This is a genomic window from Dokdonella sp., assembly GCF_041395345.1.
Taxonomy (GTDB): Bacteria; Pseudomonadota; Gammaproteobacteria; order Xanthomonadales; family Rhodanobacteraceae; genus Dokdonella.
The window spans coordinates 1-24055 of sequence record NZ_JAWLAR010000027.1 but is presented as its reverse complement, the minus strand read 5'-3'; the positions used below and the strand labels follow the sequence as shown (position 1 = coordinate 24055).

At 62.2% G+C, this 24055-nt stretch carries 21 protein-coding genes; 15 read left to right on the top strand and 6 right to left on the bottom strand.

Annotated features, from left to right (window positions below; all coding sequences use genetic code 11):
• From R3F00_RS17625 to R3F00_RS17575, 11 genes are all read left to right on the top strand, one after another.
• A partial coding sequence (locus R3F00_RS17625; protein WP_371283040.1) for a 3-hydroxyacyl-CoA dehydrogenase NAD-binding domain-containing protein occupies window positions 1-1590 on the top strand: 1590 nt, incomplete at its 5' end.
• 234 nt (window positions 1591-1824) lie between these two features.
• A complete protein-coding gene (locus R3F00_RS17620; protein ID WP_371283039.1) occupies window positions 1825-3003 on the top strand; it encodes an acetyl-CoA C-acyltransferase in 1179 nt (392 codons plus the stop codon).
• A gap of 4 nt (window positions 3004-3007) precedes the next feature.
• Complete coding sequence (locus R3F00_RS17615; RefSeq protein ID WP_371283038.1) at window positions 3008-4834, top strand: acyl-CoA dehydrogenase; 1827 nt, start codon at window positions 3008-3010, stop codon at window positions 4832-4834.
• 96 nt (window positions 4835-4930) lie between these two features.
• Window positions 4931-5416, top strand: coding sequence for a MaoC family dehydratase (locus tag R3F00_RS17610; protein ID WP_371283037.1), 486 nt, complete (start codon window positions 4931-4933; stop codon window positions 5414-5416).
• An 8-nt stretch (window positions 5417-5424) separates the two neighbouring features.
• Entirely contained in the window at window positions 5425-6600 is a 1176-nt protein-coding gene (locus tag R3F00_RS17605; RefSeq protein ID WP_371283036.1) for an acyl-CoA dehydrogenase family protein, read from the top strand.
• A 10-nt stretch (window positions 6601-6610) separates the two neighbouring features.
• Window positions 6611-7732 (top strand): acyl-CoA dehydrogenase family protein, encoded by a 1122-nt coding sequence (locus tag R3F00_RS17600; RefSeq protein WP_371283035.1) that lies wholly within the window; start codon window positions 6611-6613, stop codon window positions 7730-7732.
• A 62-nt stretch (window positions 7733-7794) separates the two neighbouring features.
• Window positions 7795-8577 carry an SDR family oxidoreductase gene (locus R3F00_RS17595; RefSeq protein WP_371283034.1) on the top strand — a complete coding sequence of 261 codons (783 nt, stop codon included), beginning with the start codon at window positions 7795-7797 and terminating at the stop codon, window positions 8575-8577.
• Window positions 8574-9482 (top strand): SDR family oxidoreductase, encoded by a 909-nt coding sequence (locus R3F00_RS17590; RefSeq protein WP_371283033.1) that lies wholly within the window; start codon window positions 8574-8576, stop codon window positions 9480-9482. The genes R3F00_RS17595 and R3F00_RS17590 overlap by 4 nt, the downstream gene beginning before the upstream one ends.
• Window positions 9483-9848: 366 nt before the next feature.
• Window positions 9849-12386: a TonB-dependent receptor gene (locus tag R3F00_RS17585; protein WP_371283032.1), complete on the top strand. Its 2538-nt coding sequence runs from the start codon at window positions 9849-9851 to the stop codon at window positions 12384-12386.
• A 231-nt stretch (window positions 12387-12617) separates the two neighbouring features.
• Entirely contained in the window at window positions 12618-13460 is an 843-nt protein-coding gene (locus tag R3F00_RS17580) for a helix-turn-helix domain-containing protein (RefSeq protein WP_371283031.1), read from the top strand.
• Between the two features lie 217 nt (window positions 13461-13677).
• A complete protein-coding gene (locus R3F00_RS17575; RefSeq protein ID WP_371283030.1) occupies window positions 13678-14076 on the top strand; it encodes a DUF1761 domain-containing protein in 399 nt (132 codons plus the stop codon).
• Window positions 14077-14416: 340 nt separating this feature from the next.
• Here R3F00_RS17575 and R3F00_RS17570 read toward each other — a convergent pair whose 3' ends face one another.
• Window positions 14417-15781 carry a glutamate--cysteine ligase gene (locus R3F00_RS17570; protein WP_371283029.1) on the bottom strand — a complete coding sequence of 455 codons (1365 nt, stop codon included), beginning with the start codon at window positions 15779-15781 and terminating at the stop codon, window positions 14417-14419.
• Between the two features lie 74 nt (window positions 15782-15855).
• Entirely contained in the window at window positions 15856-16494 is a 639-nt protein-coding gene (gene yihA, locus R3F00_RS17565; RefSeq protein ID WP_371283028.1) for a ribosome biogenesis GTP-binding protein YihA/YsxC, read from the bottom strand.
• Window positions 16495-16636: 142 nt separating this feature from the next.
• Here yihA and R3F00_RS17560 point away from each other — a divergent pair, with 142 nt between their 5' ends.
• From R3F00_RS17560 to R3F00_RS17545, 4 genes are all read left to right on the top strand, one after another.
• Window positions 16637-17290, top strand: a complete 654-nt coding sequence (locus R3F00_RS17560) for a cytochrome c (RefSeq protein ID WP_371283027.1) — start codon at window positions 16637-16639, stop codon at window positions 17288-17290.
• Window positions 17291-17372: 82 nt separating this feature from the next.
• Window positions 17373-18017: a thiol:disulfide interchange protein DsbA/DsbL gene (locus R3F00_RS17555; RefSeq protein WP_371283026.1), complete on the top strand. Its 645-nt coding sequence runs from the start codon at window positions 17373-17375 to the stop codon at window positions 18015-18017.
• A 94-nt stretch (window positions 18018-18111) separates the two neighbouring features.
• On the top strand, window positions 18112-18795 hold the full coding sequence (locus R3F00_RS17550; RefSeq protein ID WP_371283025.1) for a thiol:disulfide interchange protein DsbA/DsbL: 684 nt from the start codon (window positions 18112-18114) through the stop codon (window positions 18793-18795).
• 107 nt (window positions 18796-18902) lie between these two features.
• Entirely contained in the window at window positions 18903-19718 is an 816-nt protein-coding gene (locus R3F00_RS17545; protein WP_371283041.1) for an endonuclease/exonuclease/phosphatase family protein, read from the top strand.
• A gap of 431 nt (window positions 19719-20149) precedes the next feature.
• On the opposite strand, the gene R3F00_RS17540 is transcribed toward R3F00_RS17545, so the two are convergent.
• From R3F00_RS17540 to R3F00_RS17525, 4 genes are all read right to left on the bottom strand, one after another.
• A complete protein-coding gene (locus tag R3F00_RS17540) occupies window positions 20150-21994 on the bottom strand; it encodes a diguanylate cyclase (RefSeq protein WP_371282826.1) in 1845 nt (614 codons plus the stop codon).
• A 63-nt stretch (window positions 21995-22057) separates the two neighbouring features.
• Window positions 22058-22645 carry a DUF1415 domain-containing protein gene (locus R3F00_RS17535; RefSeq protein ID WP_371282825.1) on the bottom strand — a complete coding sequence of 196 codons (588 nt, stop codon included), beginning with the start codon at window positions 22643-22645 and terminating at the stop codon, window positions 22058-22060.
• Window positions 22642-23358 (bottom strand): pseudouridine synthase, encoded by a 717-nt coding sequence (locus R3F00_RS17530; RefSeq protein ID WP_371282824.1) that lies wholly within the window; start codon window positions 23356-23358, stop codon window positions 22642-22644. The genes R3F00_RS17535 and R3F00_RS17530 overlap by 4 nt, the downstream gene beginning before the upstream one ends.
• The coding region (locus tag R3F00_RS17525; protein ID WP_371283024.1) for a class I SAM-dependent methyltransferase at window positions 23355-24055 on the bottom strand (701 nt) is incomplete at its 5' end. The genes R3F00_RS17525 and R3F00_RS17530, both read right to left, overlap by 4 nt.

The window sequence follows — 24055 nt, the reverse complement described above, 5'->3', positions numbered from 1 at the left end:
GCCGACACCCGCCTGCTGGACAAGGTGGTCGACGCCGATGTCGTGGCTGCCGCCATTGCTTTTGCCAAGGGCGTTGCCGGCGATGGTGATCTGCCGCTGATCCGCGATCTCACGGTTGACCACGCCAATGCGGAAGGCTTCCTGGATGTTGCACGCAATACTGTTGCGGCGATGGCCGGACCCTACCCGGCGCCGATGAAGTGCCTGGAGGCCATTGAAGCGTCATTCCAGAAGCCATTCGATGAAGGCATGGCGGTCGAGCGGGCCGGCTTCATCAGCCTGGTCACCTCCACTGAATCCAAGGCCCTGCGCCACGCCTTCTTCGGCGAGCGTGCGGCAAGCAAGATCGCCGATGTCGGCAAGGACGTGCAGCCGCGCGAAGTCAAGAGCGTCGGCATCATCGGCGCCGGCACCATGGGTGGCGGCATCGCCATGAATTTCCTCAATGCCGGCATCCCGGTGACGATTGTGGAAACGAAACAGGAAGCCCTGGATCGCGGTGTTGCGACCATACGCGGCAACTACGAGCGCACGGCGAAGAAAGGCAAGCTCAAGCCGGAGCAGGTCGAGCAGCGCATGGGTTTGCTGACACCGACACTTTCCTTCGATGACCTCAAGGACGCCGATCTCATCATCGAGGCCGTCTACGAGGAACTCGGCGTCAAGGAATCGGTGTTCAAGCAGATCGATGCGATCGCCAGGCCCGGCGCGATCCTGGCCAGCAATACCTCCACACTCGATGTCGACCGGATCGCCGCATTCACGAAGCGTCCACAGGACGTCGTCGGCATGCATTTCTTCAGCCCGGCCAACGTGATGAAACTGCTCGAAGTCGTACGCGGCGAGAAGACTGCGAAAGATGTGCTGGCGACGGTGATGGCGATTGCCAGGGCGATTCGCAAGACCGCCGTCGTCTCGGGTGTCTGCGACGGCTTTATCGGCAACCGCATGATCGAACAATACGGACGCCAGGGCGGCTTCCTGCTTGACGAGGGCGCAACGCCGCAACAGGTCGACAAGGCCATGGAGAAATTCGGCTTTGCCATGGGCCCGTTCCGCATGGGCGACCTCGCCGGCAACGATATCGGCTGGGCCATCCGCAAGCGCCGCTATGTCGAGAAACCCGACATGGTCTATTCGAAGACGGCGGACCTGATCTGCGAAGTCGGACGTTTTGGCCAGAAGACCGGCAAGGGCTGGTACGACTACAAGCCCGGCGACCGCACCGCCTACCCGTCCGACGAGGTAGCCGCGATTCTCGAGAAGAACACGCGTGACCTGGGCCTGAAGAAGCGCGACATCAGCGACGAGGAGATCGTCCAGCGCCTCGTCTTTGCGCTGGCCAACGAGGGCGCGCGGATACTCGAGGAGGGCATCGCCGCCAAGGCGTCGGACATCGACATCGTCTATCTCACCGGATACGGCTTCCCGGTGTGGCGTGGCGGACCGATGTTCTACGCCGACACGGTCGGCCTCTACAACGTCCTCGCGACCATGCGCGGATTTTCGCGCGGCTATCAGGGCGCGAGCTGGGAACCTGCACCGCTGCTGGTCGAGCTGGCCGAGGCGGGCAAGTCGTTTACGGGCTGACTGGGTGTGCTCAAGGAGAAACAGTCAATTTCACCTGCATGAGCGTGACAACGATCATGTGCTTCTCCCGCTGGCGGGAGAAGCTGCCGACAGGCTGATGAGGGAGTCAATCGAAGCGAATTCCACATGTTCGCCCAACATGCATCCCCACCCTCATCCCGCTCCGGAACCTTCTCCCGCCAGCGGGAGAAGGATGTAACGAAGCTGCATTCTGCAATCAAATCGAGGTTCATCGTGAAACAAGCCGTCATTGTCTCCACCGCACGCACCGGCCTGGCCAAGAGCTGGAAGGGCGCATTCAACATGACCCATGGCGCGACCCTGGGTGGACATGTCGTCCAGCATGCCGTCGAACGCGCCGGCATTGCCGTCGATGAAGTCGAGGATGTGCTGATGGGCTGCGCCTGGCCCGAAGGCGCGACCGGCAGCAACATCGCGCGCCAGATTGCCATCCGTGCCGGCTTGCCGGTCAGCGTGCCCGGTGCGACCGTCAACCGGTTCTGTTCGTCCGGCCTGCAGACGATCGCCATGGCAGCTCAGCGCGTGATTTCCGGCGAAGGTGAAAGCTTCGTTGCCGGTGGCGTCGAGAGCATCTCCTGTGTGCAAAACCACGCCAACCTGCACATGATCGCGGACGGCTGGATCAAGGAACACAAGCCGGAGATCTACTGGTCGATGCTGCAGACCGCCGAGACCGTGGCCAAGCGCTACAAGATCGACCGCGAACGTCAGGACCGCTACGGCGCGGAGAGCCAGATCCGCGCAGCAGCAGCGGCCGCCGCCGGCAGGTTCGACGATGAAATCGTGCCGATCACCGTGACCGCGGGATTCGCCGATCCAAAAACCCGCCAGCTCGGCACACGCGAAGTCACGATTTCGGCCGATGAGGGCATCCGTCCGGATACCACGTATGAAGGCGTCTCGAAGATTCGCACGGTCTTTCCCGGCGGCGTCATCACGGCCGGCAATGCCAGCCAGTTTTCCGACGGGGCGTCGGCTGTGGTGGTCATGGATGGGGATGTTGCGCAGAAGCGCGGCATCAAGCCGCTCGGCCTCTTTCGCGGATTTGCCGTGGCCGGTTGCGAGCCGGACGAAATGGGCATCGGGCCTGTCTTCGCCGTTCCGAAGCTGCTCAAGCGCGCCGGGCTCACGGTGGACGACATCGACCTGTGGGAACTGAATGAAGCCTTTGCCGTGCAAGTTCTCTACTGCATGGACACGCTCGGCATTCCGCACGACCGCATCAATGTGGACGGCGGCGCGATCGCAGTCGGCCATCCCTATGGAGTCAGCGGCGCACGCCTGGTCGGGCATGCCCTGATCGAAGGCAGACGCCGTGGCGCCAAGCTCGTCGTCGTAACCATGTGCATCGGCGGCGGCCAGGGTGCAGCCGGCCTGTTCGAGGTCCTCTGAGGCCGTGACCGATCTGCTGCTCTCGCGTCGCGATGTCGATTTCCTGCTCTATGAGTGGCTGGATGTCGAGTCCCTGACGGCAGCCGCACGCTACGTCGACCACGGGCGCGAGACCTTCGACGCCGTGCTCGACACGGGTGCGCGCCTGGCCACGGAATGCTTCGCGCCGCACTACCAGAAATCCGATCGCAACGAGCCCCGGTTCGATGGCGAGACGGTATCGATGATCGCGGAGGTGAAATCGGCACTCGAAGCCTTTGCCTCGACCGGCCTGATCAGCGCCTCGCTCGATTACGAGCTCGGTGGCATGCAGGTGCCCAAGGTTGTCGAGTTCGCGGCACTGGCCTGGCTGTATGCGGCGAATGTCAGCACCAGTGCCTATCCGCTGCTGACCATGGGCAATGCCAGGCTGCTGCTGGCACACGGCACGCAGGCGCAGATCAATGCGTTTGTCCGGCCCGAGCTGGAGGGACGCTTCTTCGGCACGATGTGCCTGTCCGAACCGCAGGCAGGGTCCTCGTTGTCGGATATCACGACACGCGCCGAACCGGATGGCGATTCCGTGTACGGGCCCCGCTATCGAATTACCGGCAACAAGATGTGGATCTCGGGTGGCGACCACGAGCTCTCGGAAAACATCGTGCATCTCGTGCTGGCCAAGGTGCCCGACGAAAACGGAAAGCTGATTGCAGGGGTCAAGGGCATCTCGCTGATGCTGGTGCCGAAGTTCCTGGTCAACGAGGATGGAAGCCTGGGCGAGCGCAACGACGTCCAGCTGGCCGGCATCAATCACAAGATGGGCTATCGCGGCACGATCAACTGTCTTCTCAATTTTGGCGAAGGCACCCGCTACGCGCCCGAAGGCACACCCGGCGCGATCGGCTACCGTGTCGGCAACCTGCACCAGGGCCTGGCCTGCATGTTCCACATGATGAACGACGCACGCATCGGCGTCGGCATGGGCGCCGTCGGCCTCGGCTATACCGGTTACCTGCACGCGCTCGAATACGCGCGCAATCGTCCGCAGGGCCGACCGATCGGGCCGGAAGGGAAGGATCCGACAAGCCCGCAAACGCGCATCATCGAGCACGCCGATGTCCGACGCATGCTGCTGGCACAGAAGTCGTATGTTGAAGGCGGGCTCGCTTTCAACCTGTATTGCGCACGCCTCGTCGACGAAGCCGGAATTGCGATCGATCCAGCCGAGCGCGCGCAGCTGACCCTGTTGCTCGATCTGCTTACGCCCGTCGCCAAGAGCTGGACCTCGCAATGGTGTCTTGCAGCGAATGATCTGGCCATCCAGGTGCATGGCGGCTACGGCTACACGCGCGAGTACAAGGTCGAGCAGTTCTATCGCGACAATCGTCTCAATCCCATCCATGAAGGCACTCATGGCATCCAGGGTCTGGATCTGCTCGGTCGCAAGGTGGTCATGCACGACGGCGCGGCATTCAGGATGTTCGCCGAACGCGTCGGCGCGAGCCTGGCCCGGGCGCACGAAGGCGAGGCTCTGCTCGACCATGCCGATGCGCTTCAGGCGCGACTGCAGCGGTTGACCGAGGTCACCGCGCAACTCTGGGCCGCCGGGGATGCAAACGTCACCCTGGCCAATGCCAGCCTCTACCTCGAAGCATTCGGACACATCGTCATTGCCTGGATCTGGCTCGAGCAGGCGCTCGCCGCCGAAGGCAAGTCCGGTGACTTCTACGACGGCAAGCGCGCCGCCACGCAGTATTTCTTCCGCTGGGAGTTGCCCAGGGTCGATGCCCAGCTCGACCTGCTCGCCAGCCTCGATCGCACCACCCTCGACATGCAGGACGAATGGTTTTGATGAGCTGCCGTTTGATCCATGCGAATGCATCCAACCCTCTCGCCGTCATCCCGGTTTTCGCCGGGATGACGGCGCTCAAGGATTGAAGTCATCCCGATGAGCGCACACAGAACCATCAACGGACTGGCCGATCTCGGCACGTGGGTCGGCAAGGAAATCGCTGTCAGCGACTGGTTGCTTGTCGACCAGGCGCGCATCCAGGCCTTTGCCGACGCCACCGATGACCACCAGTGGATTCATCTCGATATCGAGCGTTGCCGTCGCGAGTCGCCCTACAGGGCACCGATTGCCCATGGCTATCTGGTCCTGTCGATGTTGCCGGCGATGTTCGAGTCCAGCGTGCGCATCGACGGCCTGTCCATGTCGATCAATTACGGACTGGATCGGGTGCGATTGCCGGCACCGGTGATTTCCGGGCAGCGTATCCGCGGCCGCCTTGTGCTGGAAAAACTCGACCCGGTCGCCGGCGGCATGCAGGCGCACTGGGCCGCGACCATCGAGATCGAGGGCGGCGACAAGCCGGCCTGCGTTGCCCAGATGCTCGCGCGCTACATCACCTTGCCCACAACACCTCAGGACTGAGAACTCACATGGATCTCGCATTCAACCAAGAAGAGCAGGCGTTCCGCGAAGAAGTTCGCGCGTTCCTGCGCGACAAGCTGCCGGATGACATACGCCTTCGCGTCCACCTTGGCGACCACAGCCATATTCGAGACGACATCACGAACTGGCAAAAAATACTCAACGCACGCGGTTGGGGTGCGCCGGCCTGGCCTGTCGAGTTCGGTGGCACCGGCTGGAGCAAGGCACGGCAGTTCATTTTCGAAACCGAGTGTGCGTTGGCCGATGCTCCGGCCCAGCTGGCCTTCGGGGTCAAGATGGTGGCACCGGTGATCATGCGTTTCGGCAGCAGCGAACAGCAGCAGCGCTTCCTGCCGCGCATCCTTGCCGCCGAAGACTGGTGGTGCCAGGGCTATTCCGAGCCCGGATCAGGCTCCGACCTGGCATCGCTGAAAACCAAAGCCGAACTGGACGGCGATCACTACGTGGTCAACGGACAGAAGGTCTGGAACACGCTCGGACAGTTTGCCGACTGGATCTTCTGTCTCGTCCGCACCGATGCCAGCGGCAAGCCGCAGCGTGGCATTTCGTTCCTGCTGATCGACATGAAGACACCGGGAATCAGCGTGCGTCCGACGCGCCTGCTCGACGGTAGCTACGAGGTCAACGAAATCTGGTTCGACAATGTGCGCGTTCCGGTCGGCAACCGCATCGGCGACGAAAATGCGGGCTGGACCTACGCGAAGTACCTGCTCGGCCATGAGCGCACCAACATCGCCGGGATCGGCGCCAGCCAGCGCGAATTGCGCCGCCTCAAGCAGATGGCCACTTCGATCGAGCGCAATGGCCGTCGCTTGATCGAGGATCCGGTTTTTTCCCTGCGCATCGCCCAGGTCGAACTCGAACTGAAGGCGCTCGAGATTACCAACCTGCGCGTGATCTTCGCCGAAGAACAGAACCACGCGCCCGGACCCGAGGCTTCGATCCTGAAGATTCGCGGCACCGAAATCATGCAGCGCATCACCGAGCTGCAAGTGGAATCGCTGGGCGCCCGCGCCCTGATCGCCGATTCGCCCGACCAGGATCTGGGCGAAGACGTTCCCCGCGCCACCGAGGCCTATCTGAACCAGCGCAAGCTGACGATCTTCGGCGGCTCCAACGAAATCCAGCGCAACATCATCGCGCAGATGATCCTTCAGGTTTGACGGAATCCCCATGGACTTTTCATTCAACGACGAACAACAGATGCTGCTCGACACGACGCAGCGATTCCTGTCCAGCGAATACGACTTCGATCAGCGCCAGAAGCTGCTCGATTCGGATGCGGGCTGGTCGCGCGAACTCTGGAAGCAGCTGGGTGAACTGGGCCTGCTTGCCGTGGACATCCCCGAAGCCGATGGTGGCATCGGTGCCGGTCCTGTCGGCGTCATGCTCGTTTCACAGGCAGTCGGCCACGGCCTGGTCCTGGAGCCGTTTCTGTCGAGCGCGATCGTGGCTACCCAGGCCATCGTGCAGCTCGGGTCCGATGCGCAGCGGGCACGCTGGCTGCCGGAGATGGCCAGCGGTGAAAGCATCGCCGTGCTGGCTCATGACGAGAAGCGGGCGGGCATCGATTTTTCGAAGATCCGGACACGCGCCACACGCAGCGACGAAGGCTGGACCCTGAGCGGAAGCAAGAGCGTGGTCTATCACGCGCCGATGGCAGATCTGTATCTGGTCTCGGCACGTGTCGACGACGGCAGTCTCGGCCTGTTCGCCATCGACGCCGGCACTGCCGGCGTCAGCTTGCGCCCGTTGCGCACCGTCGACGGACAGCGCGCCGCCGATCTCGCACTCGACAACGTCCTTCTCGAGCCCGATGCACGCCTCGGTGATGATGTCGAGGAATCCCTGATCCGGGTCGTCGATCGCGGCACTGCCGCGCTCTGCGCCGAGGCCTTCGGCGTGCTTGACCGCATCCTCAAGGCGACCATCGAATACAGTCGTTCGCGCAAGCAGTTCGGCATGCCGATCGGCAGTTTCCAGGCCCTGCAACATCGCATGGCCGACATGCTGATGCAGTTCGAGCAGGCGCGTTCGATGATGTATCTGGCGACCGAATCCTGCAACGACTCGAACGCGGGCGCGCGTCGCAGGGCAATCTCCGGAGCCAAGGCGCTGATTGGCCAGGCCGCCCGGTTCGTAGGCCAGCAGGCCGTGCAATTGCACGGTGGCATGGGCATGACCGACGAACTCGATGTCAGCCATTGCTTCAAGCGCCTGCTGGCATTCGAACTTCGCTTCGGCACGACCGACGAACATCTGGAAATGTACCGTTCGGCGTTGCAGGAAAGCTGAACCGATGTTCTCCCGTTTGCGGAACGCAATCCCTGAATTACTGCATGGAGGAAAGGCTGGCCATGAGTGCGAAACGAAACCTGTTTGATCTCGATGGACGCACCGCGCTGATTACCGGCGGCTCGCGTGGCCTGGGCCTGCAGATGGCCGAGGCACTGGGTGACTATGGTGCGCGTCTGGTCATCTCGGCGCGAAAGTCGGACGAGCTCGAGAAGGCCCAGGCTCATCTCGAGGCACGCGGCATCGATGTCGAATGGGTCGCAGCCGACGGCGGCAAGGAAGAGTCCATCACTTCGCTGGTCGATGCCACGCTGGAAAAGCTCGGCCATGTCGACATCCTGATCAACAACGCTGGCGCGAGCTGGGGCGCAGCGGCCGAAGACTATCCGGTCGAAGCCTGGGACAAGGTATTCAACCTGAACATCCGTGGCCTGTTTCTGTTGACCCAACAGATCGCCAAACGCTCGATGATCGGACGAGGCAGCGGTCGCATCATCAACATTGCCTCGATCGCGGGTCTGCGCGGCAACCCGCCCGGCGCCATGAAGACGATCGCCTACAACACGACCAAGGGCGCTCTGGTCAATTTCACGCGCACGCTGGCCGGCGAGTGGGGCGCCTACGGCATCACCGTCAATGCATTGGCTCCCGGATTCTTTCCGACCAAGATGTCGAAGGGCCTCATCGAAAGCGTCGGTGCGAATACGCTGAAGAGCCTTGCGCCGCTCAACCGCTTCGGCGACGAGGAAGATCTCAAGGGCGCAACCCTGCTGTTCGCTTCGGATGCAGGCAAGCACATTACCGGCCAGATTCTCGCCGTCGATGGCGGGGTATCGGCGGTATGAGCATTCAGGATTTCAGCGGCAAGGTGGCCGTCATTACCGGTGCCGGCTCGGGCTTTGGCCACGAGTTCGCCCGACTTGGAGCCGAACTTGGCATGTCGCTGGTGCTTGCCGATGTGCAAGCCGAAGCCTTGCAGGCCGTTTCGAGCGAACTCGAATCCGGCGGGGCCCGTGTGCTGAACCAGGTTCTTGATGTTTCCGACGCAGCCCAGGTTGACGCCCTGGCCGAAGCGACGCAAAGAACGTTCGGCGAGGTGCACCTGCTGTTCAACAATGCCGGCGTCGGCACGGCAGGCCTGATCTGGGAAAACAGTGTCGCCGACTGGCAATGGACGCTCGGTGTCAACCTCTGGGGCGTGGTCCATGGCATGCGTGCCTTCGTACCGCGCATGCTCGCATCGGCCAAGGCGTCGCCCGACTACCAGGGACACGTCGTCAACACCGCATCGATGGCCGGCTTGCTCAACCCGCCAGCGAGCGGCGTCTACAACGTGTCCAAGAGTGCCGTCGTGTCGCTGTCGGAATCGCTTCATCACGATCTCTCTCTGGTAACCACGCAAGTGCATTGTTCGGTGCTGTGTCCGTTCTACGTGCCGACGGGCATCAACACTTCACAACGGAACCGGCCCGCGCAGCTGGCCAATGCGGAACCGCTTACGCGCTCCCAGCGGGTCGCTCAGGCAGCCATGGACAAGGCCGTCCATTCGGGCAAGATCAGCGCGGCCGATGTGGCCCGCATGACCTTCGAGGCCGTGCGCGAAGGTCGCTTCTATATCGCCTCACACCCCAAGGCGCTCGAAGGAGTGCGTCAGCGCGCCGAGGATATTGTTGCAATGCGCAATCCGACCGATCCGCTGGCGGCCAAGCCGGGCCTGCGCGAAGCAATGATCAAGGCGCTGCATGAGTAGGCTGGAATCGAGCAAAACAACAGGGATTCCGGGCTCAGGGCCGAGCCGATACGGACCGGATTGGCGGTCTCGGAACGTGGCATGCCCCCGGACCGATCAGGGCCGACGATTCGACATGCTGCAGGTGCCGCAGAGGTGTCCCAAACGGCTGGGCGAAAGTTTCATTTTCGTTAAATGATCTGTGCTAGGTTCACCGCAACAGGCCGCAGGCCCTTCAAAACAGGGCGACTCGGAACGTGAAACAGAGTTTCGAAATTGAACAGGATTCGATAGCAAGCGTCACAGGCATCACGTAGTCAGGCAGCCAAGATTCGGGTCGCGGGGATCCGGATGGAGGCACACAAAATCTTCGGGGAGGATGAAACCATGAAATCAGTCAAGTTGGGCCGCCAGGCCTTGGCGTGGTCAATTGTTGTCGCTTTGGCCGGCGTTCCACTTTCCGCTCTTGCGCAGGAGGATTCGGATCAGCGCAGAGACGACATGACGGACGACGTCACCGTGCTCGGCGGCACGGTCGTCACTGCGCAGAAGCGCGAAGAGCAGTTGCAGGACGTGCCGATCACGATGAACGTGGTGCCCCAGCAATTGATAGAGGACGTGGGCATCCGCGATATCAAGGACCTGCAGATCGTGGTTACCGGCCTCAGCGTCACCAGCACCGGCAACGAAGCGCAAACCACGGCGCGCATTCGCGGTGTCGGCACGGTTGGCGACAATCCGGGTCTCGAGTCTTCGGTGGGTGTCGTCATCGACGGTGTCTACCGCGCACGCACCGGTGTCGGCTTCGGCGATCTCGGCCAGCTTGATCGCATCGAAGTACTGAAGGGTCCGCAAGGCACGGTGTTCGGCAAGAATACTTCGGCCGGCCTGATCAACATCATCACCCAGGCACCGCTCAACCTGCGCCAGACGACAGCCAACGTCACCGTGGGCAACTACGGGGCCATCGGACTCGATGCCAGCTACAACGATCAGGTCGGTGAGAATTCCGCATTCAGCATCTATGCGGCGACGCGCCAGCGCGATGGTTTCGTGGACGTGAACACGGGCGTCGGTCCGCGCACCAAGACCGACGATGTCACCCAGGATTTCAATTCCGTTCGCGGACAGCTGATGCTGCGCCCGAACGACGCCGTCGATATCCGCATCATCGGCGACTATTCCACGCGCGACGAATACTGCTGCGTGGGCGTGACCACGGTTCGCGGCCCGACCGCGGCCATCGTCAATGCCCTTGCAGGCGGCAACGGCATCATTCCGGTCGCCGACCCGTCGGACTATCTGGCTTATGCCAACCGTGATACCAACCAGGAAATAACGGACCAGGGCATCTCGGCCGAGGTCAACTGGTATACGCCGTGGTTCGGCGATTCCACTTTCACTTCCATCACCGCGCTGCGCGGCTGGGATGCCATCAGCGGAACCGACATCGACTACAGCGGTGCCGATATCCTCTATCGCGTGGGCGAGAAAGAGACCGGCTATGTGGAGTTCGAGACCTTCAGCCAGGAGTTCAGGCTGACCGGCTCGAACGGCATCGTCGACTGGATGGTCGGCATGTATTACAGCGACGAGGATCTGACCCGCAACGAATCGGTCACCATGGGCAATGCCTATGAACCCTATCTGTCGATTGCGCTGATCAACAACGTGGCCAGCCTGTTCCCGGCCGGCGTGGTCGATACAAGCAACCCGGGCGCATTCCTGGCCCAGGCAACCGGCCTGCCGCCCGGAACGCTGTATACGGGCCAGGGTTCGCTTGATCTCTACAAGCAGAATGCAAACGGCTTTGCGCTGTTCACGAACGAGACTTTCCATGCCACCGACGCGCTCGATCTGACCGTCGGCCTGCGCTACACCAGCGAGGACAAGAAACTCACCTCGAACTACAGCAACCCGAATGGGTCGACCGGCTGCAGCGCGGCACTGGGCAATCCCGAGCAACTCGGCGCCGCTCTCGTCGCCCGTGGCGTCCCGGCTGCGGCAGCGCCATCGGTGATCCCGACCCTGATCGGATTCATGTGCCTGCCCTGGGCCAATCCCCTGCACAACGGCCGCAGCACCCAGCAGGATGAAAACGAGACGGAATGGTCGGGCACGTTCAAGGCGGCGTATCGCTGGAACGAGTCGTTCATGACCTTCTTCTCGGCTGCGCGTGGCTACAAGTCCGGCGGCTTCAATCTGGATCGCGTGCAGACCGCGACCGGCCTGAGCAGCGGCGGTGCCGGCATTTTCACCGTCGATGACACCTCGTTCCCGGGCGAGTTTGCCGACAGCTACGAGCTCGGCTTCAAATCGACTCTGGCCGACGGCAACCTGCTCCTGAACGGATCGCTGTTCTACACCGAGTTCACCGACTTCCAGCTCAACAGCTTCCTCGGCACCAGCTACGTCGTGCGTTCGATTCCCGAGCTTACCGTCAAGGGCGCGGACCTCGATCTGATCTGGAATACCGGCGTGGAAGGCCTCAGCATGCAGGCGGGCATCACCTATCTCGATTCGAAGTATGGCGATGATCCCTTGCCGGATGCCGGTCTGGTCCTGCTCCCGGGCGCACGCGGCGGCTTCGCCCCGAAGTGGCAGGATTCGGTTGCGCTCACCTATGAATGGCCGTTCGCCGACACCCTGGTCGGTCGCTTCAACATCGCTGCTCGCTACACGTCCGAGTACAACACGGGCTCCGATCTCGATCCGGAAAAGCTGCAGGACGCCTACACCCTGGTCAATGCACGCATCGGATTCGGTCGTGCGGATGGCTTGTGGATGCTGGAACTGTGGGGACAGAACCTGACCGACGAAACCTACCAGCAGGTCGGCTTCGACGCGCCCCTGCAAACCGGTTCGTGGAATGCCTTCCTCGGCGCCCCGCGCACCTATGGCATGACCCTGCGTCTGAAGTTCTGATCGCGACACTCCCCCGCCCGGCCGATGCCGGGCGGGGGATTTTTTTGCCCGCGCCATCGGGTCGGCCCGCAGGCCGATGCTGACGCCCGACCGCTGGGCTTCTGCAGTCCGTGCGCTGGTGGAACCCCCGATCGCGCACCGCATGCCGGCGTCACGACAACGTCCCTATAATGAACCAACGTTGCAGCGGGGCCTGATGTGGACGGTGGCAGCACTTCTCGCATCCAGTCATTGATCGAGGACAGCGCGCTCGGGCGCTGGCGCCTGGACGTGTGCCGGCCGCGCGCTGCGCTGGCACCCCTGGTCAGCCAGCTCTGGTTCGGCGAAGGCCAAGTCAACTATCGGCGCGATCGCATCCTGCCCGGCGGCGGCAGTTTCCTGCTGATCAACCTGGGCCCCACCCAGTACCGCATCGAAGCCGGTCCACCGGAGCGGCGCATCGCCTTCGATGACATCTGGTTCTGCGGCATGCACCAGACGCCGATTGAAACCGAAGTCCCTGACGGATCGATCCTGCTCGGGATCGCCTTCCGCGGACACGGCGTTCGTCCCTGGCTGCATGTCGATGCGGATCATTGTGCGGATCGCGTCCTGCCGCTGACGGATCTGCTCGGCGACAGCGCGCTGGTGCTGCGCCAACGATTGCTTGAATGCCCATCGACGAGCCGGCGCTTTGGCATGGTCGAAGAGTGGCTGATGCAACGCCTGCAGCCGCGATTCGAGACCTCCGGACTCGCCCGTTGGGCGCTGCAACAGATTGAATCGAGCTACGGCAGGACCAGTGTCGACGCGCTGGCCAGGCAAGCGGGCGTCAGCCGCAGGCATCTGGGTCAGACCTTGCGCCGTGAAATCGGGCTGGGCAGCAAGTCCCTGACCCGCGTGCACCGCTTCAAGTTCGCCCTGCAATGGCTGGGGCGCTGCGAGCGCATTCCCTGGGTCGAGCTGGCAGCGCACTGCGGTTACTACGATCAATCCCATCTGATTCGGGACTTCCAGACCTTCAGCGGCATGTCACCGGGCGAGCTGGTCCGTTGCGCGCGACCTGACGCTGGCAGCATCGTTGTGGCGCCGTGAGTCGGGAATCGGGAGCCGGATGGCAGGATGGCGGAGGCCAGGGCGCGTCCGGGACCAAGCAGCCGAGCGCAGCACGTATCAGGGCAATCCAGCCCGGGAACTCGAGCCACGGATCGCCTGCACCGAACGGCGCCGCTACCGATCACATTTTTCCAATACACGATGGCGCCGAGGCCGTCATGCTGTCCTTCAATCCATCCGACAGGAGACACCCGTCATGCCCGAGTTCAATATCTGGGCGGTCATCGCCGCCGCCGTATCTGCCTTCGTGATTGGCGGACTGTGGTATTCACCGGCCTTGTTCGGCAAGGTCTGGCAGCGCGAAGCCGGCATCAGCGATGAAAAACTGAAGAGTGCCAACATGCCGATGATCTTCGGCCTGAGTCTGGTCCTGAGTCTGATCGCTGCGGTCGTGTTTGCCCTGTTCCTCGGCCCTCGCCCGCCGTTGGCGCTTGGTCTGGGCGCGGGGTTCGCTGCAGGCCTGTGCTGGGTCGGCGCCAGTTTCGGCATCAACTACCTGTTCGAAGGCAAGAGCCTGAAACTGTTCCTGGTCAATGCCGGCTATCACACCGTGCAGTTCACCGTGATCGGCCTGATCCTGGCCTTGTGGCCCTGAGCGGGGGCCTGCTTGTTGCGCCTGCTTTGAGTTGATGGATGAGGTTTTTTTCACGCAACTGCGGAGCGCACCCTACTTTCTCTTGCGTGGCCAAGAGAAAGTAACCAGTGCGCTGCTCCGGCAGCGCAGTGGCCACTCAAGGAGAAGTGACTCGCGCGCCGCAGGCGTGTGAGAGCACCTTGAAGTCTTCCGCCTCGGCGTGCCAGATGCAGGCCTCGTCGGAGATCTGGTCCTGGAAATTTCCAGAGGTTTGTAAACACCCTCTGAGACTCTGAGGAACTTGAGAGCTCAAAGCTCTCCGATTCCCGATTCCCGATTCCCCACTCCCTATTCCCGGCTCCTAGTACAGGAACTCGCGGAACACCGGATCGACATCGTGATTCCACGGCCCGTTGTACAGGGCCAGCTTGCGCTCGGCGGGTGTTTCGTTGGCTTCGACGATCTCGATCAACGGGTCGAGAAAGTGGCTTTCATCAACGCCCTCGACACTCATGCGCGCCCGGTTGCGCAGTCCCTGCGCGGAAATCTTCAGGGCCTCGGCGGCGATGTCGCGCAAGCTGCCGTTACGGAATGGCAGCTTCAGCCCATGTTTCGGTACGCCATCACGCAGGGCATTGCGTTCCTCGCGGGTGAAATCCTTGACCAGGTCCCAGGCGGCATCGAGCGCGCTGCGGTCATACAGCAAGCCGACCCACAAGGCAGGCAGTGCGCATAGCCGATTCCATGGTCCGCCATCGGCGCCGCGCATTTCCAGGAATCGCTTCATGCGAACTTCCGGGAAGGCGGTGGTCATGTGATCGACCCAGTCGGTCATGGTCGGGGTAGCACCCGGCAGCTGCCTGAGTTCGCCGCGCATGAAACTTCTGAAGGATTCGCCGGCGAGGTCGTGGTAGATGCCATCGCGATAGCTGAAGTACATCGGTACGTCGAGCATGTAGTCGACGTAGCGCTCGTAGCCGAATCCGTCCTCGAAGACGAAATCGAGCATGCCGGTGCGGTCAGGATCGGTATCCGTCCAGATGTGCGAGCGATAACTGAGGTATCCGTTGGGCTTGCCGTTGGTGAACGGCGAATCCGCGAACAGGGCGGTCGCGATCGGCTGCAGCGCGAGCGAGGTACGGAACTTCCGCACCATGTCGGCTTCGTCCGAAAAATCGAGGTTGACCTGAACCGTGCAGGTACGCGTCATCATGTCGAGGCCAAGATCTCCCCTGGTCGGCATGTAGCGCCGCATGATCGCGTAGCGACCTTTCGGCATCCACGGCATGTCCTCGCGTCGCCATTTCGGCTGGAAGCCCATGCCGAGGAAACCCACACCGAGTTCATCGGCGACGGTTTTCACTTCCTTGAGGTGTGTGTGTACTTCGCTGCAGGTCTGGTGGATGTTTTCCAGCGGGGCGCCCGAAAGCTCGAGCTGCCCGGCCGGTTCCAGGGTCACGGACGCACCATTGCGCGACAGGGCAACCAGCTTGTCCTTCTCGACCACGCGCTGCCAGCCGAATCGGGTCAGCCCTTCCAGCAGGGCGCCAATGCCTTGCGGACCCTCCCAGGTCAGCGGCCTGAGATTGTCGAGTCGAAAACCGAATTTTTCGTGTTCGGTGCCGATGCGCCAGTCGCGCTCGGGCTTTTCACCGGCAGCGATATAGCCCACCAGTTGCTCGCGGCGAGTGATCGGCTCGCGGGTTTCCGCACTGGGTCCGGACATGCCTGTTTCCTTCTCTGCCAAGACGGCGATATGGGGCCGCTGCGGCCGCGCGCAAGTGAGCCGGTGTGGCGAGACTATGCTTTGGGACTGGCCGGGCCACCAGTGACGGAAGGCAGGTCGAGCCAGCCTGAGATGACCGCGCGGGCTTCGTCCAGGCCGGTCTTGGCGGTCGAGGAAAACAGCTGGACGCTGACGGCAGCAGCATCCGATGTCGCCGAGTCGAGGTCCTTGCGCACGGCGCTCAGGGTCCTGGCAGCCTCATTGCGCGACAATTTGTCCGCCTTTGTCAGCAAGACGTGACAGGGCTTCGCGATGCCGGCTGCGTAATCCAGCATCTGGCGATCGAAATCCTTCAGCGGGTGACGGCTGTCCATGATCAGGACAAGGCCCTTGAGTGCTTCCCTGGAACGCAGATAACCGTCGACCATGCCGCGCCACTGATCGCGCACCCCGACCGGAACCTTGGCGTAGCCATAGCCGGGCAGGTCCACCAGCCGGCGTTCGTCGTCCAGAGCAAAAACATTGAGCAACTGGGTGCGGCCGGGGGTCTTGCTGACCCGAGCCAGCCCCTTGTGGGTCGCGAGTGCATTCAAGGCACTGGATTTGCCCGCATTGGAGCGGCCGGCGAAGGCCACTTCACGGCCGTGGTCGGCCGGCATGTCACGCAGACTGGCCGCACTCTTGAGGAATTTTGCCGTATGGAGGATATGCATGGGCTGGGTCGCTTGCTCGATCGGGTTGAGGGCCGTTTGACCGGCCTCCGGCTGACACGGATAATTCGGGGGTTTTTCGCCTTGGCGCTGCCCTCGAAATCTTTGGCAACGCATGGATTTTCCGCCTATCCGGAGTCAGTGTATGAGTTTTCCGCGAGTTTTTGCCTTGGGCGTGCTGTTCTGCGCCACACTGGCCCATGCCGAGACGCCCGGCAACCTCCTGCTTGGTGACGCTGAAGCCGGCGCATCCAAGGCCGCTGCCTGCGGTGCCTGCCACGGCATGGACGGCAATTCCGTCGACCCGACCTATCCCAAGCTGGCGGGCCAGAACGAAGCCTACATCGTCCGTCAGCTCAAGCATTTCAAGAGTGGCGAGCGCGCCAACCCGATCATGGCGCCGTTTGCCATGACCCTGAGCGAGCAGGACATGCACGATCTCGGCGCCTACTTTGCCGGCAAGCAGGCGACTCCTGGACAGACCGACGAGGTTTTCGTCGAACGTGCCCAGCTGCTGTACCGGTCGGGTGACGCCAAGCTTGGCGTGCCGGCCTGCATGGCCTGCCACGGACCCGCCGGTCGCGGCATCGCCGGAGCAGCCTACCCGCAGTTGTCCGGCCAGTGGACCGACTACGTCATGGCCAAATTCGGCGAATGGCGCGGCGGAACGGTCTGGGGCAGTGACGAGAATGCCAAGATCATGCCCGATATCGCCAAGCGCCTGAGTGAGGAAGACGTCGCTGCGCTGGCCTCCTACGCACAGGGCCTGCACGCCGCGCCAACTGCCGCGAAGAAGTGACTTACACGATCGTTCAGCGCGCGCAGGCGACACTGTTACGCAAGCTCGCCCTCGCGCGCCCCTTATTTGCGGAGCACACCTCATGCTGAAGACACTTTTCGCCCTGGGCCTCGGTCTGGGACTTGCCGCCGGGGCTTCGGCCCAGGCACCGACCGAATGGCAGGAAGGCAAGCACTACACCCTGATCGAACCGGCGCAGGTCACGACCACCGGCGACAAGGTCGAAGTCCTCGAGGTGTTTTCCTACGCCTGTCCGCATTGCAATGAAGTCGCGCCACTGGTTGCGGACATGAAGAAGCGTCTGCCCGCCAACGCGGAATTCGTCATGATCCCGGCCCAGTTCGGTTTCGAGGCCTGGAAGACCTATGCCCGCGCGTTCTATACGGCACAGGCGCTGGGCATTCTCGACAAGTCCCACGATGCCATGTTCCGCGCCATCTACGTCGACAAGAAGCTCGACATCCGCTCGCCGACTTTCGCCTCGCTCGCCGAGTTCTACTCGCAGTACGGTGTCTCGGCGGAAGATTTCATCGCCACCTCGCGTTCGTTCGCCATCGAAACGCGACTCAAGCGCAACGATGCCCTGATCAAGGCCTATGGCGTGGAAAGCACGCCGAATTTCGTGATCAATGGAAAGTACCTCGTCACCGGGCAGACCGCTGGCGGCTACGCCAACATCGAACCCCTGATCAAATACCTGATTGCCAAGGAAAGCCAGGGCAGCTGATTCACCGAGATCCCGCCCTGCGCGCAGCGCCGGGCAACTCGCCGCCCGATTCGCTGTCTGACAGCCGTATCCGATTACCGAGGAGAGAGTTCCGATGCTGAAATACCTGCCCAAGATGCTGGTTGGCGCACTGCTTGCCCTTACCTTCAACGCCTGTGCCCAGGAGCATTCGGACCACGCCGCCGCGGCGCCCGTGGCTGCCGAAGCCGGCAAGAACTACTTCCTGATCGATCCGCCCCAGCCGACTTCCAGCGGCGACAAGATCGAAGTCCTCGAGGTCTTCAGCTACGCCTGCATCCATTGCGCGCACTTCCAGCCGTACGCAGACGAGATCAAGTCCAAGTTGCCGGCCTATGCGAAATTCGACTATCTGCCGGCGATCTTCAACGATCAATGGGAGGCCTTCGCGCGTGCGTTCTACACGGCGCAAGCCATGGGCATCCAGGAAAAGACCCAGCAGGCCATGTTCGATGCGATCCACCGCGATCGTCGTGCATTTCGTTCGTTTGGCGACATCGTGACGTTCTACGGAGAGCACGGTGCGGATATGGAGAAGTTCAGCCAGATCGCCTATTCCTTCGAAGTCTCGAGCAAGCTCGCACGCTCGAAGGAAATGGTGCCGAAACTCGGTGTGGACGGCACACCCAGTGTGATCGTCAATGGCAAGTACCGAATTACCGGTGCCTCGGCCGGTGGCTACCCCCAGGTCGTTGCCCTGGTCGAGTATCTGGTCAAGAAGGAACACGACGAAAAAGCTGCAGCCAAAGCCGGGAAATAGGCATCTGCGGCAAGTTATCCTGACCAAGGCCGCCTGATGGCGGCCTTCGTTTTCAAAGGCCCCCGATGGCCTCTGTCGACGACAACAGCACCGACACCAGCGAGCTGATGACCCGAGAACTGCCCACCCGCGATTCATCCAGCCCCAGCAGCCTGCGGGTACTGAGTTGCAACATCCTCGCTGGCGGTCAGGTCAAGCGCTATCGGGAGTACGTCACCCAAAGCTGGAAGCATGTGCTGCCAACGGGCAAGCGTGCCAATCTGAATGATCTGGCGGACGTCCTTTGCGATTTCGATCTGGTCGCCCTGCAGGAGGCCGACTTCGGTTCACTGCGCTCGGGCTTTCTCAACCAGACCGAATACCTCGCCGAGAACGCGGGCTTCCCCTACTGGAGCCATCAACCGAATCGGCGCGTGGCCAAGGTGGCTGCATCGAGCAATGGCTTGTTGTCGCGAATCAAGCCAGCGGAAGTGCTCGATTACCCCCTGCCCGGGCGTATTCGGGGCCGTGGCGTTCTGTTTGCGCGCTACGGCAGTGGCAAGCACTCCCTGGTGGTGCTGGTGGCGCATCTCTCGCTCGGCCCGCAGGCACGAGCGCATCAACTCGGCTATATCACCGAGCTGCTTGAAGGCCACCCCCATGCGCTCCTGGTCGGCGACCTGAACACGCCCATCGAAAGTCCCGAGTTGCGCGCCCTGTTTGCGCGCACCTCGCTGCAGCCACCGGAAAACCCGCCCGCCACCTTTCCGAGTTGGGCCCCGAACAGGGCGATCGATCACATCTTCGCGTCTTCATCGCTGCGGGTCGACGATCTCAGAACCCTTCCGCAGCTGGTCTCGGATCACTTGCCGATCGCCGCCACGATCCATTTGCCGGCTACCCTGCGCATGGAGCAATCGGCAAGCAACGCCGGAACCGAATAGGCCTGACCTGGCAACGCTCACTGCCTTTGGTCATCCCGGCGCAAGCAGGACCGAGAACGAAGAGGCCGCAACGAACATTCGCGTAGCGGCTGGCCCGACAAGCGTGCTTCGGTAGCGGTATGCAATGCGAAGTCTTCCGAGGGGCAATGGACCTGGATATTCAGCCTGCACTTGCTGTTGTCCGAGCAAAAGCATGGACTTGATGCTGCGTGAAGGAATTGCGAACCCTTGGTGGAGTGTGGTTCGGGCAGAATCGAGAAGTCACGCATGGTTTCTTCATCCCGGCGAAGGACGGGATCCATTTTCGGGATGGACAGAGTCCAGATGGATACCGGCTTTCTCCCGACTGCAATGAGCCTGGGCCGAAGCGCTTCACAACGGCGAATCCGGTCAGTGGCCAAGGTCCGACCAGGGCCATTCCTGCCTCAACCTCAAGCCATCACGACACGATTGCGACCCTCCTTCTTGGCCTTGTACATGGCCGCGTCGGCGCGCTGCAGCAGTTCCATTGCGGAAGCATGATCATTCGGCATGCTCACCACGCCGCCGATGCTGATGGTCAGGCGCAGGGATTCGCCCTGGCTGGGCAACGCCGATTCGGCAAGCCTGATCCGGATCGACTCGGCCAGGCCTCGTGTCGCGGTCTTGTCGAAGCCGGGAAGGATCACGACGAATTCCTCACCACCGTAGCGAATGACGCTGCCATCCTGCCCGACAAGCTGCTCGATGTGTCGTGCCACGATACGCAGGCAATCGTCGCCGACCAGATGCCCGGCCTCATCGTTCACGTTCTTGAAGTGGTCGATGTCGGCCACCAGCAGGGCCAGCGATCGCGAGCTTGCGCGGCACTCGGCAAGTACGGTTTCGAACGCCGCGTCGAAGTAGCGCCGGTTGTAGACGCCGGTCAGGCCATCGCGCAGGCTCGATTCGCGCAATCGATCGTTCGCGACCGCCAGTTCGGAGAGCGTGGTGGAGAGTTCGCGGGTGCGCTCGCCGACCCGCTGCTCGAGCTCATTCCTTGCCGATTGCACGATACGCACGTTTTCCTCGCGCAGTTCCGCAAAACGGTAGGCCAGGGCAAACGAAAGCAGGATCATCTCGAGCGCGGAACCGAGCTGGATACCGTACTCGGTCGCGAAGACCTTGGGCAGCAGGCCGAACGAAACCATCGCATAGGCGGTCACGCCGACCAGCAACATGCTCCAGGCGAAGAGGAGGATTTTCGCCGCAGGGTCACCGCGTCGGGCGAGGATCAGGCAACTCCCCAGCATCATCGCGCTTCCCGGAATCACGGATGCCGTTCCGAGCAGAATCGCCACCCGGTAGTCGATGAACATCGACAGCAGGAACATCACCGCATGGAAGGCCATGAATCCGAGCAGTATGCGATTGCCTGCCGGAAGGCGCGTGCGCAGATCGAGGAAACGGCGCACGAACTGATGCATGCAGAGCATCCCGAGCGACATCGACATCGGAACGGCGACGTTGGCCAGCCACGGCGATTGCGGCCAGAAGAACTCGAACGCAAGACCGTTCAGGCAGAACAAGGCCATTCCGGTACCGCTGACATGCAGCACGTAGAAGAAATAGTTCCAGTCTCGCAGCGACAGGAACAGGATCAGGTTATAGAAGAGCAGGGCGAGCAGGATGCCGTAGTAGAGCCCGACGCCGAATTGCGAATCGCGGGCCAGCTCGAAGAACGCTTTTTGCGAATAGAGCGTCAACGGAACCTGCATCGAACTCTTGCTGCGCACGCGGACGAGCAGGTCGGCCTGCTCGAAGTCGGCGAGGTCAACAATGAAGTTCGGTTCGCGGTAGCTGAAGGCGCGATCGCTGAACGGACGAAAATCTCCCGATGTCGCATGCGTGATCGAGCCATCGGCACGACGGAGATAGACGTCGATTTCATCGAGCAGGACATAACCGAGTACAAGCACCTGTCGATGCGCCAGCGGGTTTTCGTTGATCAGCCGGACATGAAACCAGTAGGTGCCATCGACAAACCCGAACGTGGCGCTGCCATTTGGCAAGGGCTGGAATTCCTCGCTGCCGAGCTGCCTGAACAGATCCTCGGCACCGGCACTGGAATCGGGGTCGACGAGATAGGAGGTGCCGGGCGCAAGGTCAACAATCTCCTGTCCCGGCTTGAGCACCACGGGTTTTTGCGCAGCTTCGGTGGCGCCTGCCAGCAGCAATCCGATTCCGACCATGGCGAGCAGGCAGACGCGCCATCCGGACCGCAGCTTGTTCCATCTCCGGGATGCTGGCCTTTTCACGCCTCCCCCTGTTGGAAAGTGCCTGGCGCACAGCGACCGGGGCCGCCATCTCCGCATCCGATGTTACGCGTTCTCGTCAGGGTCACGCCACAAGTCGGCCCAGCCGCGTGGTCCCAGCGTGCGCAGGGTCGCCATGTTGCGCCGGTATATCTCTTCACTGTCGGCCATCGCGTCGACCGCTTTCTCGATGCTGGCTTCGCGCAACAGGTGAAGGACAGGGTGCGGAGAGCGGTTGCTGAAATTCTCGATGTCATCGGCAGAGGTACCGGCAAACTGGTAGTGCGGATGAAAGCTGGCGACCTGGATTTCCCCTTCCAATCCGAGCACCTCGATCGCAGCGTCGGCCTCGTCCAGAAAGTCGTTGAAATCGAGGAAGTCCGCGAGCACATGCGGAATGATCAGCAAGGTCGTCTCGCAATCGGACGCATCGGCCGCACGCAGGCTTTGCAGTTCACTGCATAAATCATCGAGAAGCGCTTCGGTATCGACGGCCTGACTGACCCGGTAACGAATTCGTTGCGAGACATGAGGCGCACGAGCGAACGGGCACAGATTGAGGCCAATCACGGCGCGCTCGATCCATTGCCGGATGCTCGCGATGGCCGTGCGGTCGCCTTCGGACAACTGCTCCTGATCCGCTTCGCGAGTCATTCCTGCTCCGTTTCGGCAGCAAATACACGCTGGATGCCGCCCGGGTCGAGGGTGCGCCATGCGCCCTCTTCAAGGCCGTCCAGAGTCAGGCCTCCGATGGCGACGCGATGCAGGTGCAAGACGTGGTTTCCGACCGCAGCAAACATGCGCCGGGCCTGGTGGTAGCGGCCCTCGTGCAGGGTCAGGCGTGCCTTGCGCGGAGCCAGCGCTTCGAGCTCGGCGGGCAGTAGAGGCGTCTGTTCGGATTCGAGCATGAGATTACCACTGGCAAACGTGCCCACTTCATCGCCACGCAGATCCTCGGCCAGCTCGGCCTCATAGACTTTCGCGATCCGTGACCTGGGCGAAATGATCCGGTGCAGCAGCGCGCCATCGTCAGTCAGCAGCAGCAGACCCGTGGTTTCGCGATCCAGCCGGCCCACGGTCGACAACTTCGGATTGCGCAGGGCAAAGCGTTCCGGCAGCAATTCGTGGACAAGCCGTCCTGTGTCCCTGGTCGAGCAGGTCACCCCTGCCGGCTTGTTCAGCACCAGGCAAAGTCCCTGGGGCGGATCAAGCGGCTCACCGTCGAGGCGGATCTCGGCGTGCTCGCGCTTGTCGTCTGCGTACAGGACCTCGCCGTCGGCATCGGTTACGCGGCCCTCGCGAAACATCATCGCGACTTCGCGACGACTGCCGTATCCAAGGTTGGCAATCATCCTGACCAGCCTCATGCGCGGACTCCGCTGGCCTGAAAGACCTTGAAGCCGTCCTCGAGTGCGCATGTTTCCACATGGGAGAAGCGGGCTCTCAGCGTCGCCTCGTAGGGCAAATGACGGTTGGCCACCAACCACAGGCTGCCGGATGCATTCAGCGCATCCGCGGCGACGGCAATGAAAGCCTGCCCCAGTTCGGGTTGGTCGGCACGGCCCTGATGGAACGGCGGATTGCTCACGATCGCATCGTAGCGACGCGACAGTCCTGCGGTGACGTCGTGCCAATGCACGTTGATTTCGATCTCCCTGCCGCTTTCGGCGCGTAGTGCCTCGAGATTGCCGAGCGCCGGTTCTATCGCCCGCGCCTCGGCCTCGTAGAGGTCGAGGGCGGTAACTCCGGGGCATCGGCGCAGGACTTCACCGGCAAGGTAGCCATAGCCGGCGCCCAGGTCGGCGATCCGACCCGAGAGATCCTTCGGCAAGTGGGCGGCCAGCAAGGCCGAAGCCCGATCGATTCGGTTCCAGGCGAACAGACCCGGCCTGCTCAGGTAGCGACCGCCGGCTATGGTTCTTGGTGCGTCCAGCGCCAGCCACTCCGAGAGCAGATCGTGGTCGATATCCGAGTCAACGGGCGAACTCCAGAAGACCCGACAGTGATGCTTGGAAAGCACCTGCGCGGAACCGGCCAGCTTGCGGAAGTCGGATTCTCCGGTAC

Coding starts and splice junctions, on each gene's coding strand:
- R3F00_RS17570 (WP_371283029.1), bottom strand. CDS start 15,781: ATGTCCGGACCCAGTGCGGAAACCCGCGAGCCGATCACTCGCCGCGAG.
- R3F00_RS17530 (WP_371282824.1), bottom strand. CDS start 23,358: ATGAGGCTGGTCAGGATGATTGCCAACCTTGGATACGGCAGTCGTCGC.
- R3F00_RS17550 (WP_371283025.1), top strand. CDS start 18,112: ATGCTGAAATACCTGCCCAAGATGCTGGTTGGCGCACTGCTTGCCCTT.
- R3F00_RS17545 (WP_371283041.1), top strand. CDS start 18,903: ATGACCCGAGAACTGCCCACCCGCGATTCATCCAGCCCCAGCAGCCTG.
- R3F00_RS17535 (WP_371282825.1), bottom strand. CDS start 22,645: ATGACTCGCGAAGCGGATCAGGAGCAGTTGTCCGAAGGCGACCGCACG.
- R3F00_RS17555 (WP_371283026.1), top strand. CDS start 17,373: ATGCTGAAGACACTTTTCGCCCTGGGCCTCGGTCTGGGACTTGCCGCC.
- R3F00_RS17560 (WP_371283027.1), top strand. CDS start 16,637: ATGAGTTTTCCGCGAGTTTTTGCCTTGGGCGTGCTGTTCTGCGCCACA.
- R3F00_RS17610 (WP_371283037.1), top strand. CDS start 4,931: ATGAGCGCACACAGAACCATCAACGGACTGGCCGATCTCGGCACGTGG.
- R3F00_RS17595 (WP_371283034.1), top strand. CDS start 7,795: ATGAGTGCGAAACGAAACCTGTTTGATCTCGATGGACGCACCGCGCTG.
- R3F00_RS17605 (WP_371283036.1), top strand. CDS start 5,425: ATGGATCTCGCATTCAACCAAGAAGAGCAGGCGTTCCGCGAAGAAGTT.
- R3F00_RS17575 (WP_371283030.1), top strand. CDS start 13,678: ATGCCCGAGTTCAATATCTGGGCGGTCATCGCCGCCGCCGTATCTGCC.
- R3F00_RS17590 (WP_371283033.1), top strand. CDS start 8,574: ATGAGCATTCAGGATTTCAGCGGCAAGGTGGCCGTCATTACCGGTGCC.
- R3F00_RS17600 (WP_371283035.1), top strand. CDS start 6,611: ATGGACTTTTCATTCAACGACGAACAACAGATGCTGCTCGACACGACG.
- R3F00_RS17585 (WP_371283032.1), top strand. CDS start 9,849: ATGAAATCAGTCAAGTTGGGCCGCCAGGCCTTGGCGTGGTCAATTGTT.
- yihA (WP_371283028.1), bottom strand. CDS start 16,494: ATGCATATCCTCCATACGGCAAAATTCCTCAAGAGTGCGGCCAGTCTG.